14 protein-coding genes are annotated in these 16,699 nt (G+C 71.3%); 4 read left to right on the plus strand and 10 right to left on the minus strand.

Going from position 1 to position 16,699, the window contains the following annotated elements; all coding sequences use genetic code 11:
- Positions 1-136 precede the first annotated feature (136 nt).
- Entirely contained in the window at positions 137-1,870 is a 1,734-nt protein-coding gene (locus ACWGDB_RS11380) for a chitinase (protein WP_453822212.1), read from the plus strand.
- A gap of 15 nt (positions 1,871-1,885) precedes the next feature.
- Here the strand turns inward: ACWGDB_RS11380 and ACWGDB_RS11385 are convergent, their stop codons facing one another.
- Positions 1,886-2,317 (minus strand): hypothetical protein, encoded by a 432-nt coding sequence (locus tag ACWGDB_RS11385; RefSeq protein ID WP_453822213.1) that lies wholly within the window; start codon positions 2,315-2,317, stop codon positions 1,886-1,888.
- A gap of 132 nt (positions 2,318-2,449) precedes the next feature.
- On the opposite strand from ACWGDB_RS11385, the gene ACWGDB_RS11390 reads away from it, so the two are divergent.
- Together ACWGDB_RS11390 and ACWGDB_RS11395 are read left to right on the plus strand one after the other, a co-directional pair.
- Positions 2,450-2,965, plus strand: a complete 516-nt coding sequence (locus ACWGDB_RS11390; protein ID WP_453822214.1) for a SigE family RNA polymerase sigma factor — start codon at positions 2,450-2,452, stop codon at positions 2,963-2,965.
- 50 nt (positions 2,966-3,015) lie between these two features.
- Positions 3,016-4,260, plus strand: coding sequence for a hypothetical protein (locus tag ACWGDB_RS11395; protein WP_453822215.1), 1,245 nt, complete (start codon positions 3,016-3,018; stop codon positions 4,258-4,260).
- A gap of 10 nt (positions 4,261-4,270) precedes the next feature.
- Here ACWGDB_RS11395 and ACWGDB_RS11400 read toward each other — a convergent pair whose 3' ends face one another.
- The 4 genes from ACWGDB_RS11400 to ACWGDB_RS11415 all read right to left on the minus strand — a co-directional run bounded on the left by ACWGDB_RS11400 (position 4,271) and on the right by ACWGDB_RS11415 (position 10,185).
- The gene (locus ACWGDB_RS11400) at positions 4,271-5,590 is read right to left on the minus strand and encodes an Nramp family divalent metal transporter (RefSeq protein WP_453822216.1); all 1,320 of its coding nucleotides are present in this window, start codon (positions 5,588-5,590) and stop codon (positions 4,271-4,273) included.
- A gap of 66 nt (positions 5,591-5,656) precedes the next feature.
- Complete coding sequence (locus tag ACWGDB_RS11405; RefSeq protein ID WP_453822217.1) at positions 5,657-6,148, minus strand: ATP-binding protein; 492 nt, start codon at positions 6,146-6,148, stop codon at positions 5,657-5,659.
- Positions 6,149-6,247: 99 nt separating this feature from the next.
- Positions 6,248-7,162, minus strand: coding sequence for an anti-sigma factor RsbA family regulatory protein (locus ACWGDB_RS11410; RefSeq protein WP_453822218.1), 915 nt, complete (start codon positions 7,160-7,162; stop codon positions 6,248-6,250).
- 65 nt (positions 7,163-7,227) lie between these two features.
- On the minus strand, positions 7,228-10,185 hold the full coding sequence (locus ACWGDB_RS11415) for a LuxR C-terminal-related transcriptional regulator (RefSeq protein ID WP_453822219.1): 2,958 nt from the start codon (positions 10,183-10,185) through the stop codon (positions 7,228-7,230).
- A 384-nt stretch (positions 10,186-10,569) separates the two neighbouring features.
- On the opposite strand from ACWGDB_RS11415, the gene ACWGDB_RS11420 reads away from it, so the two are divergent.
- Positions 10,570-11,919, plus strand: a complete 1,350-nt coding sequence (locus ACWGDB_RS11420; protein WP_453822220.1) for a M14 family metallopeptidase — start codon at positions 10,570-10,572, stop codon at positions 11,917-11,919.
- On the opposite strand, the gene ACWGDB_RS11425 is transcribed toward ACWGDB_RS11420, so the two are convergent.
- From ACWGDB_RS11425 to ACWGDB_RS11445, 5 genes are all read right to left on the minus strand, one after another.
- On the minus strand, positions 11,920-12,573 hold the full coding sequence (locus ACWGDB_RS11425) for a hypothetical protein (RefSeq protein WP_453822221.1): 654 nt from the start codon (positions 12,571-12,573) through the stop codon (positions 11,920-11,922).
- Between the two features lie 137 nt (positions 12,574-12,710).
- Entirely contained in the window at positions 12,711-14,189 is a 1,479-nt protein-coding gene (locus ACWGDB_RS11430) for a GntP family permease (protein WP_369276314.1), read from the minus strand.
- A gap of 124 nt (positions 14,190-14,313) precedes the next feature.
- Positions 14,314-14,724 carry a RidA family protein gene (locus tag ACWGDB_RS11435; protein ID WP_453822222.1) on the minus strand — a complete coding sequence of 137 codons (411 nt, stop codon included), beginning with the start codon at positions 14,722-14,724 and terminating at the stop codon, positions 14,314-14,316.
- Between the two features lie 9 nt (positions 14,725-14,733).
- The gene (locus ACWGDB_RS11440; RefSeq protein WP_328879610.1) at positions 14,734-15,510 is read right to left on the minus strand and encodes an IclR family transcriptional regulator; all 777 of its coding nucleotides are present in this window, start codon (positions 15,508-15,510) and stop codon (positions 14,734-14,736) included.
- Positions 15,507-16,583 (minus strand): sugar kinase, encoded by a 1,077-nt coding sequence (locus ACWGDB_RS11445; RefSeq protein ID WP_453822223.1) that lies wholly within the window; start codon positions 16,581-16,583, stop codon positions 15,507-15,509. The genes ACWGDB_RS11440 and ACWGDB_RS11445 overlap by 4 nt, the downstream gene beginning before the upstream one ends.
- Positions 16,584-16,699: the final 116 nt, after the last annotated feature.

Raw genomic sequence — 16,699 nt, forward strand, 5'->3', positions numbered from 1 at the left:
CGGAGAACAGCGTTTCTGTAGCCGGGAGGGAACTCACCTCGCACAACTCACGGCAAAACGGGGCAGGTTGCGCACATCAATCCTCCATGGCCGGAATCCCTTGACAGCCGGATTGGTCTGGACCAACTTGGTTGACATGTTCATACACAGAGCACACGGGCGTCGCGGACGAGCGGCGTCCCGCACCGGCGGACCGGCCCGACTGTGGGCGGCAGCCGTCACCTCCGCCCTCTCCCTCACCCTCACCCTCATCGGCGCGGGCCACGCGTCCGCCGCGGACGTCAACAACGCCAAGAACGCCGGCTTCGAGTCCGGCCTGAGCAACTGGACGTGTTCCGTGAACAGCGGGACGACCGTCTCCTCACCGGTGCACGGCGGCTCGAGTGCACTGAAGGCGACACCGGCCGGGCAGGACAACGCCCGGTGCAGCCAGACGGTGGCCGTGAAGCCCAACTCGACGTACACGCTGAGCGCCTGGGTCCAGGGCGGCTACACCTACCTCGGCGTCACCGGCACGGGCACGACGGACGTCTCGACCTGGACGCCGGACTCGGCGTCGTGGAAGCAGTTGTCGACGACCTTCAGCACCGGCGCCTCGACGACCTCCGTGACCCTCTACACGCACGGCTGGTACGGGCAGGCCGCGTACCACGCGGACGACGTGTCGGTGTACGGCCCCGACGGCGGCGGGGGCACCGACCCCTCCCCCACGATCCCCGGCGCGCCGAGCGGGCTGGCGGTGTCGGGCACGACCTCCTCGTCCGTCTCGCTCGCCTGGAACACCGTCTCGGGCGCGACCGGCTACAACGTCTACCGCAGCGGCACCAAGGTCACCGCGGTCACCGGCACCTCCGCGACCGTGACCGGGCTCGCGGCCTCGACGTCGTACTCCTTCCAGGTCACGGCGACCAACGCGGCCGGTGAGTCGCCGAAGTCGGCGGCGGTGACGGGCACGACGAACAACCCGACCGGGCCGGGCCCCGCCCTGCCCAAGCACGCGGTGACCGGCTACTGGCAGAACTTCAACAACGGCGCCGCGGTCCAGAAGCTCGCCGACGTGCAGTCCCAGTACGACATCATCGCCGTCGCCTTCGCGGACGCGACCTCGACGCCGGGCGCGGTGACGTTCAACCTGGACTCGGCCGGGCTGGGCGGCTACACCGTCGACCAGTTCAAGGCGGACGTCCGGGCGAAGCAGGCGGCCGGGAAGAAGGTCATCGTCTCGGTGGGCGGCGAGCGCGGCACGGTCGCGGTCAACGACGCCGCGTCGGCGACGAACTTCGCGAACTCCGTGCACTCGCTGATGCAGACGTACGGCTTCGACGGCGTCGACATCGACCTGGAGAACGGCCTCAACGCCACCTACATGACGCAGGCCCTGCGGTCCCTGTCGGCCAAGGCGGGCTCGTCGCTGATCATCACGATGGCGCCGCAGACCATCGACATGCAGTCGACGTCGAACTCGTACTTCCAGACGGCCCTGAACATCAAGGACATCCTCACGGTCGTCAACATGCAGTACTACAACAGCGGTTCGATGCTGGGCTGCGACGGCAAGGTCTACAGCCAGGGCTCGGTGGACTTCCTGACCGCCCTGGCCTGCATCCAGCTGGAGGGCGGCCTCGCCCCGTCCCAGGTGGGTCTGGGCCTGCCGGCGTCGACGCGGGGCGCGGGCAGCGGGTACGTGGCGCCGTCCGTCGTGAACAACGCCCTGGACTGCCTGACCAAGGGCACGGGGTGCGGTTCCTTCAAGCCGTCCAGGACCTATCCCGACCTGCGCGGCGCGATGACCTGGTCGACGAACTGGGACGCCACGGCGGGCAACGCCTGGTCGAACGCGGTCGGGCCGCACGTCCACGGGCTGCCGTAGCGGCGCCGGACGCCGTCACCCCATCGGTCGGTACTGGCCAAGTACCCAGGCCAGCTGCGGGAACCACTCCTGCAGCCGCGTCCTGGGCTTGGCCTCCACCACGCACTCGTAGAACCGCCCGTCCAGGTGGACCACGGCGACCATCAGGGCCTTGCCGTCGGGGCTCGCCTTGTAGTGGACGCCGCCGATCTCGGGCCAGCGGAACTCGATCGTGAGCCCGGACATCTCGAAGACGACACCGGAGGCGTCGACGACGACGGCGTTGCGCTTGTCCACGGCCAGAAACTCCGGGCCGGCCGGAACCGGCTGGGGCGGCACCGCATGAGGCGGCACCGGCGGGCCCGGGACCGGGGCGTACGGGGGCTGCGCGGGCGGGTACTGCGGCGCGTACTGCGGCGGGGGCGGACCGAAGCCCGGCACGGGCGGTGGGGGTGGCTGCTCAGTCATCCGTGGTGTCCTCGGTCCTGTCCTTGCCCTGGCTGTGAACTTCTCGGCACTGCGGTGAAACATTCTCCCTGCCCCGCCGCATCAGTGAAGTGAGGGCCTCACCGACGGCCGGCACAGCAGCAGGGGGACGGAATGAGACAGGCCCGCGCCGACGACTACGCGGAGTTCGCGGTGGCCAGGGCCGGGCATCTGTACCGGTCCGCCTGTCTGCTGACCGCCGGGGACACCCACCTCGCCGAGGACCTCGTCCAGGAGACCCTCGGCCGGATCTACGTCCGCTGGGGACGGGTCTCCCGGGTGGACAACCCGGCCGGGTACGCGCAGACGGTCCTCACCCGCACCTTCCTCGCCCACCAGCGCCGGCGCAGCAGCAGCGAGCGCGCCACGGACACGTTCCCCGACCGGCCGGCGGACAGCGGCGGCCACGGTGACCTGTCGCTGCGGCTGACCCTGCTGCAGGCGCTCGCCCGGCTGCCCGCCAAGGACCGGGCCGTGGTCGTCCTGCGGTACTGGGAGGACCGGTCCGTGCAGGAGACCGCCGACACGCTGAACGCCAGTTCCGCGGCGGTGCGGACGCGGTGCACCAGGGCGCTCGGCCGGCTGCGGGAGCTGCTGGGCGAGGACCTCGGCGAGTACGCGGCTCCCTGACCCACGGCCCTCTCCTTCCCGACGCAACCCTGAGAAACGGTGGTTTCGCCATGCCTGTGGAACACGACGAGGAGCAGTTCGAGGGGCGACTCGGTCACGCCCTGCACGACGCCGGTGACCGCTTCGACGCCGACCGGACCGCGCTCGTCGCCGCCGGTCTGACGCGGGGCCGCCGGCTGCTGCTGAGGCGGCGGGCCGCGATGGCGGGCGGCGTGGCCGGGATCGCCCTCGTGGGGACGGGCGGGGCGCTGCTGGTGCCGTGGGGCGGCACTCCCGCCCCCCAGCCGTCGAGCTCCGACGTGGCCGAGCAGCCGTCCGGCAGGCCGTCCCCCGCTCCCGTGACGGCCCGCGACCTCATCGCGACCCTCGAAGAGCTGCTTCCCGAGGGCAAGGTCAGCGCGCAGGAGGCGCGGGGCGCCGCGGACGAGTTGCTGCCGCCGTACGTCCGTCTCGTCCACGACGACGGCAAGGGGCCCGCGGCCATCGGCGTCAGCCTGAATCGGATCGAGCCCGGCAGCGACCAGGCCCGGCAGACCACCGACTGCCCGGACAAGGCGCTCGTCCCGCACGACAGTTGCGTCTCCACCCGGCTCTCCGACGGCTCCCTGCTCAAGCTGTTCCAGGGCTACGAGTATCCCGACCGGCGCGTCGACACCAAGCTGTGGTCGGCCGACCTGCTCACCCCGACCGGCCGGCACATCTCGGTCAGCGAATGGAACGCGGCCGCCGAGAAGGACGCGCCGGTCAGCAGGAGCGAACCGCCCCTGTCCACCGACCGGTTGAAGGCCCTGGTGACGGCCGAGGTCTGGCGCGGGTACGTCGACTCGATCCCCGAGGATTCCAGGAAGCCGACGGCCACGCCGAGCGCCCCCGCCGAACCGACGGTCGAGGCGGTCCTGGGCACGCTCGTGCCGCTGTTGCCCAAGGACGCGAAGGTCGTCGAGAAGGGCAGCGACTACTCGTACGTCGTGGTCGACGACGGCAATGGCAGGAGCTACGTCCAGATCGACGCCCAGCACGGCATGGGAGACGTGGCCGGCGAGCTCTTCGGCGACGACGCCGAGGAGCTGCCGGACGGCACGTTGGTCTCCTTCCGGCCGAGCGGCGGCGACAAGGGCGTCGAAGGCGCCGTGATGTGGACCGTCGACACGCTGCGCACGGACGGCTTCCGCGTCGTCGTCAGCGCCTTCAACGCCGGGACCCAGCACGACGCCCCCAGCCGCGAGACCCCTGCCCTGACCGAGAAGCAGCTACGGGAGATCGCCCTCAGCCCGCGGTGGGACACGTTCCGTTAGAAGGGGTCCGCTAGAAGAAGTCCGCCCATGGCTGGTCCCAGACCTGCTTCACGCACAGCACCAGGAACAGCAGGCCGGCGACGGCCAGCATGACGTTGCTGATCGGCCCGTTGCGCCACTGGGCCGGGGTGCGGGAGGAGTTGAGGAGCCAGATCAGCGTGCCGGCGAGGAAGGGCAGGAAGGCCGCGCCCAGCACGCCGTAGATGATGATCAGGCGGAAGGGCTCGCCCTGGAAGAGCAGGACCATGGGCGGGAAGGTCAGCCACAGCAGGTAGGCGCGGAAGGACCAGGAGCGCTCCCGCTCGCCGGAGGCGACCTCCTCGCCCTTCAGCGCCTCACCGGTGCGGTAGCGGGCCACGAAGTCCGCGAACATCAGGCTCACGCCGTGCCAGACGCCGATGAGGGAGGTGAAGGAGGTGGCGAAGAAGCCGATCAGGAAGAACTTGGCCGTCGCCGTGCCGTATTCGTCCTCCAGGATGTCGCCGAGCTGGATCAGCCCCTTGTCGCCGCCGGCGATGGCGACGTTCGCGGAGTGCAGCAGCTCGGCGCCGACGAACAGCATCGAAATGACGAAGATGCCGGTGGTGGCGTAGGCGACGCGGTTGTCCAGCCGCATGACCTTCATCCAGCCGGTGTTCGTCCAGCCCTTGGCGTTGACCCAGTAGCCGTACGCGGCAAGGGTGATGGTGCCGCCGACGCCGCCGATGAGGCCGAGGGTGTTGAGGATCGAGTCCTTCTCGTCGGGCAGGACGGGCAGCAGGCCCGCGAAGGCGTCGCCGAGATTGGGCGTGACGCGGATCGCCAGGTACACCGTCACCACGAACATGACGCCCACCAGGACCGTCATGACCTTCTCGAAGACGGAGTACTTGTTGAACCAGACGAAGACCAGGCCGACCAGACCGCAGGCGATGGCCCACCATTCGAGGTCCATCACGTTCGGGAACAGCGCCTGCAGTGGCAGCGCACTCGACGACATCGCCGCCGCGCCGTAGACGAAGCCCCAGATCACGACGTAGGCCGCGAAGAACCAGGTGGTCCAGCGGCCCAGGCTCGCCCAGCCGTCGAAGAGGGTGCGGCCGGTGGACAGGTGCCAGCGGCCCGCCGCCTCGGCGAGGGAGATCTTGACCAGGCAGCCGATGATCGCGGCCCAGAGCAGGGTGTAGCCGAAGTTGCTGCCCGCGATGAGGGTGGCGACCAGGTCGCCGGCGCCGACGCCGGTCGCGGCGACGACGATGCCGGGGCCGATGTACCGCCAACTGGACTTACGTGGCCGGGATTCCGCTTCGCCGACCTGTGATGCCGCTGTGTTTCCCGTGGTGTCCGCCATGAGGGTCAAGAAATCTCAAAGGCGCCGGGGGGACAAGAGGGCGTACGCGATCTCCACCCAATGTGCTCACCAGGGTTTGAAACCGCAGTCGTCCGACCCGCAGGTGCCGAGCTCGAACCACACCGTCTTGCCCGGCCCGTCCTGATGACAGCCCCAGCGCCGGGAGAGCGCATCCACCAGGAACATGCCCCGGCCGCTCTCCGAGGCCCCCGCGTCCAGCACCACCGGAACGCGGCAGCCGCCGTCGCGGACCTCGCAGCGCAGGATCCCGTGCGCGGCGGACAGGGTGAGCCCAAAGCGGCTCGCCGAGTGCCGTACGGCGTTCGTGGCCAGCTCGCTCACCAGCAGCTCGGCCACGTCCACCAGTTCGTCACGGTCCGCGAGCCCCCACCCCTCCAGCTGCCGGCGGACCTCCGCGCGGGCCTCACGGACGGCGGCGGGACGGGGGTCGTACTCGACGCTCAGATGCCCTGCCCCCAGGGGCGGTTGGGGATAGGAGCCGAACGGGCCGTACGGGTGACCGGGATCAGGGAAGCGCGCCCCGTGGAGGTGCAGCATGGGTCCACAGTGGCTCGCGCGCGGGTGCCGCGCACGGGGAGGAATACCCGATTCCATACCTGTATCCGTGCGCCGCCATGGGGGCCGCGCCAGGCTCCGCTACCCGTACTGCAGCCGTACGCTCGTCCCCTCCCCCTCGTCGCGTACGTCCACGTACGCGCACACCTGCCGGGCGAACCACAGCCCCTGCCCGGGTTCCAGTTCCGCGCTCGGCGGCGGTACGAAGCCGGCCAGCGGGTCGTCCACGCGGCGGGCCGTGCGCAGTTCGCACACGCACGCCGGGGCCTCGCCCCACAGCAGGGCGCCGTCGAGCGGGCCGAGCGCGGCGGCAGCCTCGGTGACGGCCAGGGCGAACAGCTCCGCGTCCGCGGCGGTCAGCCCCTGCGCGGCCGCCCAGCCGCGGACCGCGTCGGCCGTGGGCGCCGGGCCGGGAAGCCGCTCCGCGTCGGCGGGAAGCGGTGGCAGCGGTACGGCGTCGAGTTCGGCGGCGAGCCGTACCGGGTCCTCGTACACGTCGGTGTCGGGGTGGGCGCGGCGGGCGGCGGCGACGATGGCGGGGCCCGCGACGCGGGCGTCGTAGGCGCACAGGGCCGTCGTCGCGAGCGGGGCGAAGAGCAGGTTGGCGAGGGCCTCGTAGCGGATCCACTCGGCGGTCTCCCGCGGGGAGCGGCCCGCTCGGCCGCCCCAGACGGGCTCCATGAGCAGATGGATACGGCCGCCGGGGCCGGCGTTCGCCGCGAGGTAACCGGCGCCCTGGGCGACCGCGTTGGCGGCGGAGCCGGTGTACCACTCGGTGTGCGGGACGAGGCCGACGCCTTTGACGTCGCTGCCGAGGGCGTCGCGCAGGAGGTCCAGGTTGTCGGGGGCGGCGATGGCGACGGGCGGCGGTTCGGCGGGGTCGGCGAGGGCTTCGGTGAGGAAGGGCAGGGCCGTGGCGAGGAACTCGTCGTCGGAGGCGAAGACGGCCATGCGGTGGTCGAAGTGGTTGTGGGGTGGGGCCGGTTGGATGGTCATGGGGTGCGCTCTCCTCGGGGCTGCTTGTCGGGGCGAAGGTGCCGAGGGCCCGATGGCCGGGCGGCTCAGCGTTGGGCCGCCACCCAGGCCGCGATCTGGCTGCGGTTGCTGAAGCCGAGCTTGCCGAGGATGCGTTCCACATGGCCCTCGGCGGTACGGCGGGCGATGACCAGACGGTCGGCGATCTGCTGGTTGGCGAGTCCCTGGGCGACGAGTTCGGCGACCTCGGTCTCGCGGCGGGTGAGGCGGATGCCGGCCGTGGCGTGGGGGGAGCCGGGGCGGCCGGTGTTCGGTTTGCGCGGGTGGGCGGGCCGGTGCGGATGTCTGCGGTCGTGCACGGCGTAGTCGACGGTCTGCGCGAGGTCGAGGCCGAGGCCGCGTTCGTACGCCCGTCGGAAGCCGGGCTGCCCCAGGGCCTCGCGGGCCCTCATCTCGCTGTCCCGGCGGGTGGACTTCAGGGCCGCCGAGCCCCAGCGGTCGCGGTCGATGCCGGCCCAGGTGTGGTCGGCGGCGCCCAGCAGGACGGCGGCCCGCTCGTGGGTGCCCGTCTCCGCGGCGGCGCGTGCCAGCAGGTCGAGGGTGAGGGCGATGCCGATGACGTCGTGGACGGCGAGTTTGAGGCGCAGGGCGTGGCGGGCGTGGTGCTCGGCCCGGCGCCAGTCGCCCCGCACGGTGTGGGCCAGGGCGAGCATCCGCAGGACGTACGAGTGCACCCACTCCTCGCCGTGCAGTTCGCACATCCGCCGGGCCCGCTCGCAGACCTCGACGGCTCGGTCCGCCTCGCCCAGGAAGCCGAGCGCGCAGGCGAGTTCGACCTGGTCGAGGCCGTACATGCTGAGGTGCTGGCCGGGGACGGGGCCACGGGCGACGCTCGCCTCGAAGTGCTTCAGCGCGGTCGGCAGGTCGTCCATGAACAGGGTGATGACCCCGATGACGTACTCGGCGTGCGCCGCCTCCGCCTCGTCGTCGAGGTCTCGGGCCAGGGTGTGGGCGTCCTGGGCCAGGGCGAGGCCGGCGGTGAGGTTGTGGGTGGCGGCGGCGAGGAGGCCGGCGATCCACAGTCCGCGTGCGCGTTCCCGGGTCGGTTCCGGGTTGGCGGCGAGGGCGCGGTCGAGCCAGTGGCGGCCTTCGCGCGGGGCGCCGCAGGCGTGCCAGTAGAACCACAGGGTGCCGGCGAGGCGCAGGCCCGTGCGGCGTTCGCCGGGAGTGGTGAGGCTGAAGTCGAGGGCGGCGCGGAGGTTGTCCTGGTCGGCGCGGAGGCGGGCGACGATCTCACGCTGGCCCGGGCCGAACCAGGCCCGCTCGTAGGCGGTGGCGCGCCGCAGCATCCAGTCCCGCTGGCGGCGGCGGGCCGCGGGCTCCTCGCCGGGGAGTCGGCGCAGGCGGTCCAGGCCGTAGTGGCGAAGGGTGTCGAGGAGGCGGTAGCGGGTGCCGGTCGGGCCGGACTCGCGGGACAGTACGGACTTGTCGACGAGGCCGGTGATGGCGTCGAGGATGTCGTGAGGGTGTATGCGGGGGATGGTGGCGCCCCGGGGCTTCTCGCCCCCGCCAGGGGCTCCGCCCCGGCTCCCCGCCGGCCCCCCGACCTCGCCCGCCGGCCAAGCGATCCGGTCACCCAAGAGGCTCTCTTCGCCCCTCCCCCCGGCCACCCAGGAAGTGCGCCCCGCCCCGCCGGTAGACCCACTCCACCGGGCACCGGCCCCGTCCCGGCCCGCACCGCCGACGCCCGGCGTCATCGCTCCTACCCTGTCGCCCCACAACTCCGCCCGCCACGTCGCCGTGCCCGCCCCCTCGGCACACACCGCGGCCGGCCCTTCCTCACCCGTGCCCCCGTCACGGCCCTCCGCCACGCCCACCCCATCGCCACGCCCCACCCTCGGCCGCTCCGCACCGGCGCCCCCGACGCGGCCCGCCGAACCACCCCGCGCCGCCGCACCCACACCCGCCTCCTCCCCACCCACGCACCGCACCCCCGTCCCCTCCCCCGGGCCGCCCGCGAAGCACACCCCCCGGCCGGCCCCCTCCTCGCCCGAGGCAACCTCCTGTGCCGGCTCCAGCCGGCGTGCGGGCTCGTGGCTCGAGGCCGGGCCGTCCCGGTCCGCGCTCCCCTCCTCCGCCGCGCCCTCCGCACCCACCACCTCCGCCGTCTCCAGATCGAAACTCCCCGCCAGGACCGACAGCCGCGCCCACACCAACTGCTCCCGCTCGGTGCACAGTTCGTGGCTCCAGTCGACCGCTGCCCGCAGGGTCTGGTGGCGGGGCAGGGCCGCGGGGCTGCCGCCGGTGAGGAGGCGGTAGCGGTCGTCGAGGCGGTCCAGGAGCTGGTCGACGTCGAGGACGCGCATGCGGACGGCGGCGAGCTCGATGGCGAGGGGGAGGCCGTCGAGGCGTCGGCAGAGGCGGGCGACGGCCGTGCGGTTGGCGGCGGTCAGGCGGAAGCCGGGGACCACGGCTGCGGCCCGGTCGGCGAAGAGGGCCAGGGCCGGGCAGCCCTCGGGCGAGGACAGGTCGCCGTCCGGGTCGGGGAGCGGCAGGGGGCGTACCTCCAGGAGGTGTTCCTCGGTGAGGCCCAGGCGGTGGCGGCTGGTGGCGAGGATCCGTACGCCGGTCGTGCCGTGCAGCAGCGCCGCGGCGAGTTCGGCGCAGGCCGGCAGCAGGTGCTCGCAGTTGTCGACCAGCAGGAGCAGCCGACGGTCCCTCAGCTGTTCCACCAGCGCCCGAAGCGGTGGCTGCGCGGAGTGGTCGTGCAGGTCGAGCGCGTCGGCGGCGGCGAGCGGGACGAGCGCCGGGTCGTCCAGACCGGAGAGGTGCACGAAACGCACGCCGTCCGGGAAGGTGCGCCGTACCCCGGCCGCGATCCGTGCGGCGAGGCGGGTCTTGCCGACGCCGCCGGGCCCGGTCAGGGTGACCAGCCGGGTCCTGGCCAGCAGCTCGCGACCGGCCGCGAGTTCGCCGCGCCGGTCGACGAAGCTGGTCGTCTCGACCGGCAGATGGTGATCCCGTCGTGGCGCTGATCCGCCCATGATCAGCCGTTCCTGTGGGGGTGGTGCCGAAAGGAGCCGGGGAGCCCGGGAGTCGACGGCAAAGGAGTCGGGGAGCCGGAGGGTGCGCCGGTCCCCACCATGCCGCCGCACCCACCGGTCCCCCCTTGCGCGGAACCTCACCCTCCCCCGCCCCGACCCGGCATGCACACCCGGATCACACCCCCGGGTGGACTTCACGCGGGACCGCTCCCGACAGAACCGCCCCGCGTACACTGCGCGGCTGATTTTCGGGTGGTTCACGCCGACAACCAGAGTGTTGCCCTTGACCTGTGCATGCCACCGCCGGACGATGAGCGACGCCCCACCCGCACCACGTCCGTACGTCGCACTGAACCCCACCCCCCACTCCCACAAGGAGAATTCATGCGACTTCGCATCCGCGGCTCAGGCGGCCGCAGCGGCAGACGTTCCGCCGCTCTCGCCGCACTGCTCGCCCTCGCGCTCGCCGCGCCCCTTTCCGCCAACGTGTCCGCCAATGCCGACAGCGCTGCCAAGCCGGCCCCCACGGCCGACGACGTCCGGCAGTACGAGGTCCACATCCACTCGACCGCCAAGGACCGCACGGCGCTTCAGCAGGCCGGCGTGACCGTGGACGAGGCCGACTCCCACGGCGTCGTCGTCTCCGGCCGGGCGGACCAGATCAAGAAGCTGAAGTCCCTGGGCTACGAGGTCACCCCGCTCGGCGCGGTCCCCGACCGGTCCGCCGGCGAGGACGACGTCCGCCTGTTCGACTTCCCGTCCGGCGACTCGCGCTATCACAACTACGCGGAGATGACGAGCGAGATCAACTCGCTCGTCTCGGCCAACTCCTCCATCGCGAGCCAGCGCGTCATCGGCAAGTCGTACCAGGGCCGGAACATCGTCGCCATCAAGATCAGCGACAACGTGGCGAGCGACGAGGCCGAGCCCGAGGTGCTCTTCACGCACCATCAGCACGCCCGTGAGCACCTCACCGTCGAGATGGCGCTCTATCTGCTGCGCGAGCTGACCTCCGACTACGGCAGCGACTCCCGGGTCACCAGCATGGTGAACAACCGTGAGATCTGGATCGTGCCCGACCTCAACCCGGACGGCGGCGAGTACGACATCGCCACCGGCTCGTACCGGTCGTGGCGCAAGAACCGGCAGCCCAACTCCGGTTCGTCGTACGTCGGGACGGACATGAACCGGAACTGGGACTACCGCTGGGGCTGCTGCGGCGGTTCGTCCGGGTCGCCCTCCTCGGACACCTACCGGGGCAGGGCCCCCGAGTCGGCGCCGGAGGTCAAGGTCGTGGCCGACTTCGTACGCAGCCGGGTCGTCGGCGGCGTGCAGCAGATCAAGGCCGGGGTCGACTTCCACACGTACAGCGAGCTGGTGCTGTGGCCGTTCGGGTACACGTACTCCGACACCACGACCGGGATGACGGCCGACGACCGGAACGCCTTCGCGGCGGTCGGTCAGAAGATGGCCGCCAGCAACGGCTACACGCCGGAGCAGTCCAGTGATCTGTACATCACCGACGGCTCGATCGACGACTGGCTGTGGGGCAGCCAGAAGATCTTCGGGTACACCTTCGAGATGTACCCGCGCTCCGGTGGCGGCGGCTTCTACCCGCCCGACGAGGTGATCGAGCGGGAGACGTCCCGGAACCGGGACGCGGTGCTGCAGCTGCTGGAGAACTCCGACTGCATGTACCGGTCGATCGGGAAGGAAGCCCAGTACTGCAGCTAGCTACTTGGTGTCGGCTGCCTCGACGTCCGCATCCTCGACGTCCGATGCTTCGACGACGTCCGCCTCCTTGGCGTCCCCGTCCTCGAAGTAGGCGTCGAGGACCGCGTCGAGCTGCTCGTCCCACTCCTTGAAGCGGCTCCTGGCCGTCGCCTCGATCTCGATCGGGTACCAACGGCGGTCAGGAGTGTGCACCGTGACGGTGTAACGCTTCCCGAAGCGCGGGGACTCCGTCTCGATCGCGCCGATCTCGTCCCAGCGGAACTCGCACTGCTGGTCGTCCAGGGAGAGCCGTACGCCCTTGTGGTCGACGACGATACGGGCCCGGCGGTCGGCGGCCTCGAAGACGGGTCCGTCGACAGGGGCGTCCTCGTCGGCCCGTTCGGCGTCCGCGTCGTCCTCATCGCCGGCGTCATCGTCGTCGACGACGTCCGCCTCGTCCTCGTCGGTGGCTTCGAGATCCGTCTCCTCGGATTCCCTCACCTCGGCGTCCGTCTCCTCGGAGTCCGTCACGCCGGAAGTGGCCTCCTCGGCCACGTCCTTCTCCTTCACGCCTTCCGGCTTGGCGGACGCGGGTGACGTGAGCCCGGGGATGAAGGCCGGGTCGAACCCGGCGCCTTCCAGGGGCTGGCTGCCTGAACCTATGCGCTGCTCCACAGCGGAGCAGTATGGTCGACAACCCTGTGTCCCGCGCAACCAGCCCCCGCATCGTTACCGGAAGATTCACATGCGAGCGGCCCCCACCAGCGCAGCAGGGGCCGCCAACTTTTCCCGATCGCCGGGCGAACGCCCCGCTAGACGAACAGACTCAGCACCGCCGCCACCACGAACCCGGCGACCGACAGCACGCTCTCCAGCACCGTCCACGTCTTCAACGTGTCCCGCTCGCTGATGCCGAAGTACTTGGCGACGATCCAGAACCCTCCGTCGTTGACGTGGGAGGCGAAGATCGAGCCGGCCGAGATGGCCATGATGACGAGGGCGACGAAGGGCTGGGAGTGGTCGCCCTCGGTGAGCAGAGGGGCGACGATGCCGGCCGTCGTGACGATCGCGACCGTCGCCGAGCCCTGGGCCACCCGCAGGACCAGCGAGATCAGGTAGGCCAGGACGAGCACGGGGAGGCCGACGTCGTTGAAGGTGTCGGAGAGGGCCTGGGCGACGCCGCTGGCCTTGAGGATCGCGCCGAAGACACCGCCCGCGCCGACGACCAGGAGGATGTTGCCGACCGGCTTGAGCGAGGAAGTCGACACCGTCTCCAGGGACTTGCGCGACCAGCCGCGGCGGATGCCCAGCAGGTAGTAGGCCAGGAGCAGGGCGATCGTCAGGGCCACGAACGGGTTGCCGAAGAACTCGATCACCGAGCGGGTGGTGGAGGGGTCCAGGGCGATCGAGGAGAACGTGGCCGCCAGGATCAGCACCAGCGGCGTACCGATGATGCCGAGGACCGTGCCGAGCGGGACGGGCGTCTCCCGGGGCTCGACCCCGGACGCGCGCTGCTCGTCGATCACCGCCTGCTTCGCCTCGGCAGCCGCCTCGACCATGTCCTGCGGTACGGCGACGAAGATGCGCTTGCCGATCCACGCCGAGAACACCCACGCTGCCAGCACCGCCGGGATGCCGCAGACGATGCCCATGAGGATGACCCAGCCCAGCTGGACGTGGAGCAGACCGGCCGCCGCGACCGGGCCGGGGTGCGGGGGCAGGAAGGCGTGGGTCATCGACAGGCCTGCCAGCAGCGGCAGGCAGTAGAGGAGGATCGACTTCCCCGAGCGCTTGGCGGCGGCGTACACGATCGGTGCGAGCACGAAGATGCCGACGTCGAAGAAGACCGGTATGCCGAAGATCAGGCCGGTCAGGCCCATGGCGAGAGGGGCTCGTTTCTCGCCGAAGAGGTTGAGCAGCCGGGACGCCAGCACTTCCGCGCCGCCGCTGACTTCGAGGATCGCGCCGAGCATGGTGCCCAGGCCGATGATGATCGCGACATGGCCGAGGATGCCGCCCATGCCGGACTCGATGGTGGACACGGCGTCCGACCGCTGGACGGTGCCGAAGAGTTCGGTGACCGACAGACCCGCCATCAGGCCGACGGCTATGGAGACGGCGAGGAGGGCCACGAAGGGCTGCAGGCGCACCTTGATGATCAGGAAGAGCAGGAGCGCGATGCCGATGGCGGCGACCGTGAGCAGTCCGGCCGTACCGTCGATGAGCAGGAGCAGACCGCCGGTGTGGGGTGGGGTCTCGGCGGGGGCCGATGCGGCGAGCGGGAAGGATATCGGGGACAATTGGGGGTCCTCTGGGTAAGTACATACTGCTTTCGGGCAGGGAGGATCGCGGCACGGCGTCCCGGGGGATGACGGACGCCATGCCGTATGCGGCGTGCGGGAGGTTCTTAAGGCGTCAGCCGAGTACGGCCAGCGCGTCGATCTCGATGAGCAGCCCCGCCGGCAGGCCGACGTACACCGTGGTGCGGGCGGCGGGCGGCCGGGTCAGGCCCTGCTCCTCGAAGTAGGTGTTGTAGATCTCGTTCATCTCGGCGAAGTGGGCCACGTCCGTCAGATAGACGCGGATCATCATCACGTCGTCCCAGGAGGCGCCGCCCTCCTCCAGGATCGCCTTGACGTTGGCGAGGGTCTGGAGGGTCTGCTCGCGCAGGGTGGGGCCGGCGGGCGTCGGGGCCTGGCCCTCGACCGCGGGAAGGAATCCGACCTGGCCGGCGACCTGAAGGATGTTGCCCTTCTTCACGCCGTGCGAGAACTTCGCGGGCGGGGTGGTGTGGGTCTTCGGGGTGAGTGCGATCTTCTCGGTCATGCGGAGTCCTTACGGTCCTTGTCGGGGGGCTGCCGGGTGCACGGGGTTTCTGCCGGAGTACTCGCCGCTGATGCCGTCCGCCGTACGGCGCACCAGCGGGAGGAGGGTGAGGAGTTCGTCGGCGGTGACGACGACGTTCGGCGCGGAGACCGACATCGCCGCGACGACGCGGCCGTCGGCGCCGCGGATCGGTGCGGCGACGCAGTTGATGGACTCCTCGTGGCCACCGAGGTCGGTGGCCCAGCCCTGTTCGCGCACCTTCTCCAACTCCCGCAGGAAAGCGGGGGCGTTGGGAGTCGAACGGGCCGTGTACATGGGGTAGTCGAGCTTCTCCGCGAGAGCGCGGCGCTCGTGCTCGGGCCGGTCGGCGAGCAGCAGCTTCGCGACGGCGGCGACGGTGATGGCCACGGGCTTGCCGATCCGCGAGTACATCCGCACCGGGTACCGGCTCTCGACCTTGTCGATGTAGAGCACCTCGTCCTCCTCGTACACGGCGAGGTGGACGGTGTGCCCGCACTGCTCGTTGAGACGGGCGAGGTGGGGGTGGGCGATCTCGCGGATGTCGAGGTTCTCCATCGCCTCCTGCGCGAGGGCGATGAGTCGGGCGCCGAGGCGGTAGCGCTGGTCGGACTGGCGGTAGACGAGGCCGTGCTCGTGCAGGGTGCGCAGCAGCCGCAGCGCGGTGGACTTGTGCACCCCCAGCCGGTCGGCGACCTGACCGAGGTCGGCGGGACCCTCGGCGAGCAGCGGCAGGATGCTGAGCGCACGGTCGACGGTCTGGCTCATGGCGTACGTACCTCCTCGGCGGCCCGCTCAGTGGCTTGCGTCCAGCCGGGGCCGAGTCGAAGTTTCTCCCACTCGAGGTCGTCCAGGGCGACCAGCCGGTCGGCGTGGCCCCGGGAGGGCGGCGCGGCGAGGTCCCCGGAGACGGTGAGCGCGGCGGCGGCCATCAGATGCCCGTGCCGCAACCGCTCCCGAACGCCGAGCCCACGCAGCGTCCCGGACAGGAACCCGGCAGCGAAGGCGTCACCGGCACCGACCGCCGCGACGACGTCGACGTGGAGGGCGGGCACGAAGGTGGTCGTCGTTTCGGACCGCGCCGCGTTCCCCGCCGTGCGCTCGAACGCCGTGGCCCCCCGTGCCCCGTCCTTCACGACCAGCACGCCCGGCTCCGGCAGCAGTGCGCGGATCGCGTCCGGGCCGCCGGTGACACCCCAGGCCGCCTCGGCCTCGTCGGTGCCCACGAAGACCACGTCGCAGGCGCGGGCCAGGTCCAGGAGTACTCCTGGACCGTCGGTGTTCCGCCACAGTCCCGGGCGGTGGTTGACGTCGAAGGAGACGAGCGGGCCGTCGTCCGGCCGCCGGGCGACGAGGTCGCCCAGCAGCTCCAGGCAGGCGTCCGACAGTGCCGCCGTGATTCCCGACAGGTGCAGCACCCGTCCCGCCCGCACGGCCGCGAGGTCCACGTTCGCCGTGGACATCGCGGATGCCGCGGAGCCCGCCCGGTAGTACGCCACCTCGTGCGCGTCCGTGGCCCGGTCGCCCGCCGTGCGGAAGTACACGCCCGTCGGACGCAGCGGGTCCCGGCGCACGGCCGAGACGTCGACGCCGTACTCCCGGATGGCCTCGACGAGATGGTCGCCGAACCCGTCGGCGCCGACCCGGCTGACCCATCGCACGGCATGCCCCGCGGCAGCGAGCCCGCACGCGACGTTCGACTCCGCGCCCCCGATCGCCCGCTCGAACGACGGCACGTCGGCGAGGCGCCCCGGCCGCGTCGGCAGGAACGTGACCATGGACTCGCCGAGCGCGACAACGTCCACGACGTCGAGGGCATTGCAGGGTCCGGTGACAGTCACGATCGTCGTAGCTCCTCGGCGGTTTCGTGGGACGCGGTTTTCGTTGACCCGCGGTTCGCCGAGATGTTAGACAGCGGTTAGCGATATACGCAATGGATGTTGCAGAGAGTGCAACT

The sequence above is a fragment of the Streptomyces sp. NPDC055013 genome (assembly GCF_053608645.1).

Coding starts and splice junctions, on each gene's coding strand:
- ACWGDB_RS11390 (WP_453822214.1), top strand. CDS start 2,450: ATGAGACAGGCCCGCGCCGACGACTACGCGGAGTTCGCGGTGGCCAGG.
- ACWGDB_RS11405 (WP_453822217.1), bottom strand. CDS start 6,148: ATGCTGCACCTCCACGGGGCGCGCTTCCCTGATCCCGGTCACCCGTAC.
- ACWGDB_RS11415 (WP_453822219.1), bottom strand. CDS start 10,185: ATGGGCGGATCAGCGCCACGACGGGATCACCATCTGCCGGTCGAGACG.
- ACWGDB_RS11410 (WP_453822218.1), bottom strand. CDS start 7,162: ATGACCATCCAACCGGCCCCACCCCACAACCACTTCGACCACCGCATG.
- ACWGDB_RS11395 (WP_453822215.1), top strand. CDS start 3,016: ATGCCTGTGGAACACGACGAGGAGCAGTTCGAGGGGCGACTCGGTCAC.
- ACWGDB_RS11435 (WP_453822222.1), bottom strand. CDS start 14,724: ATGACCGAGAAGATCGCACTCACCCCGAAGACCCACACCACCCCGCCC.
- ACWGDB_RS11420 (WP_453822220.1), top strand. CDS start 10,570: ATGCGACTTCGCATCCGCGGCTCAGGCGGCCGCAGCGGCAGACGTTCC.
- ACWGDB_RS11400 (WP_453822216.1), bottom strand. CDS start 5,590: ATGGCGGACACCACGGGAAACACAGCGGCATCACAGGTCGGCGAAGCG.
- ACWGDB_RS11440 (WP_328879610.1), bottom strand. CDS start 15,510: ATGAGCCAGACCGTCGACCGTGCGCTCAGCATCCTGCCGCTGCTCGCC.
- ACWGDB_RS11385 (WP_453822213.1), bottom strand. CDS start 2,317: ATGACTGAGCAGCCACCCCCACCGCCCGTGCCGGGCTTCGGTCCGCCC.
- ACWGDB_RS11380 (WP_453822212.1), top strand. CDS start 137: ATGTTCATACACAGAGCACACGGGCGTCGCGGACGAGCGGCGTCCCGC.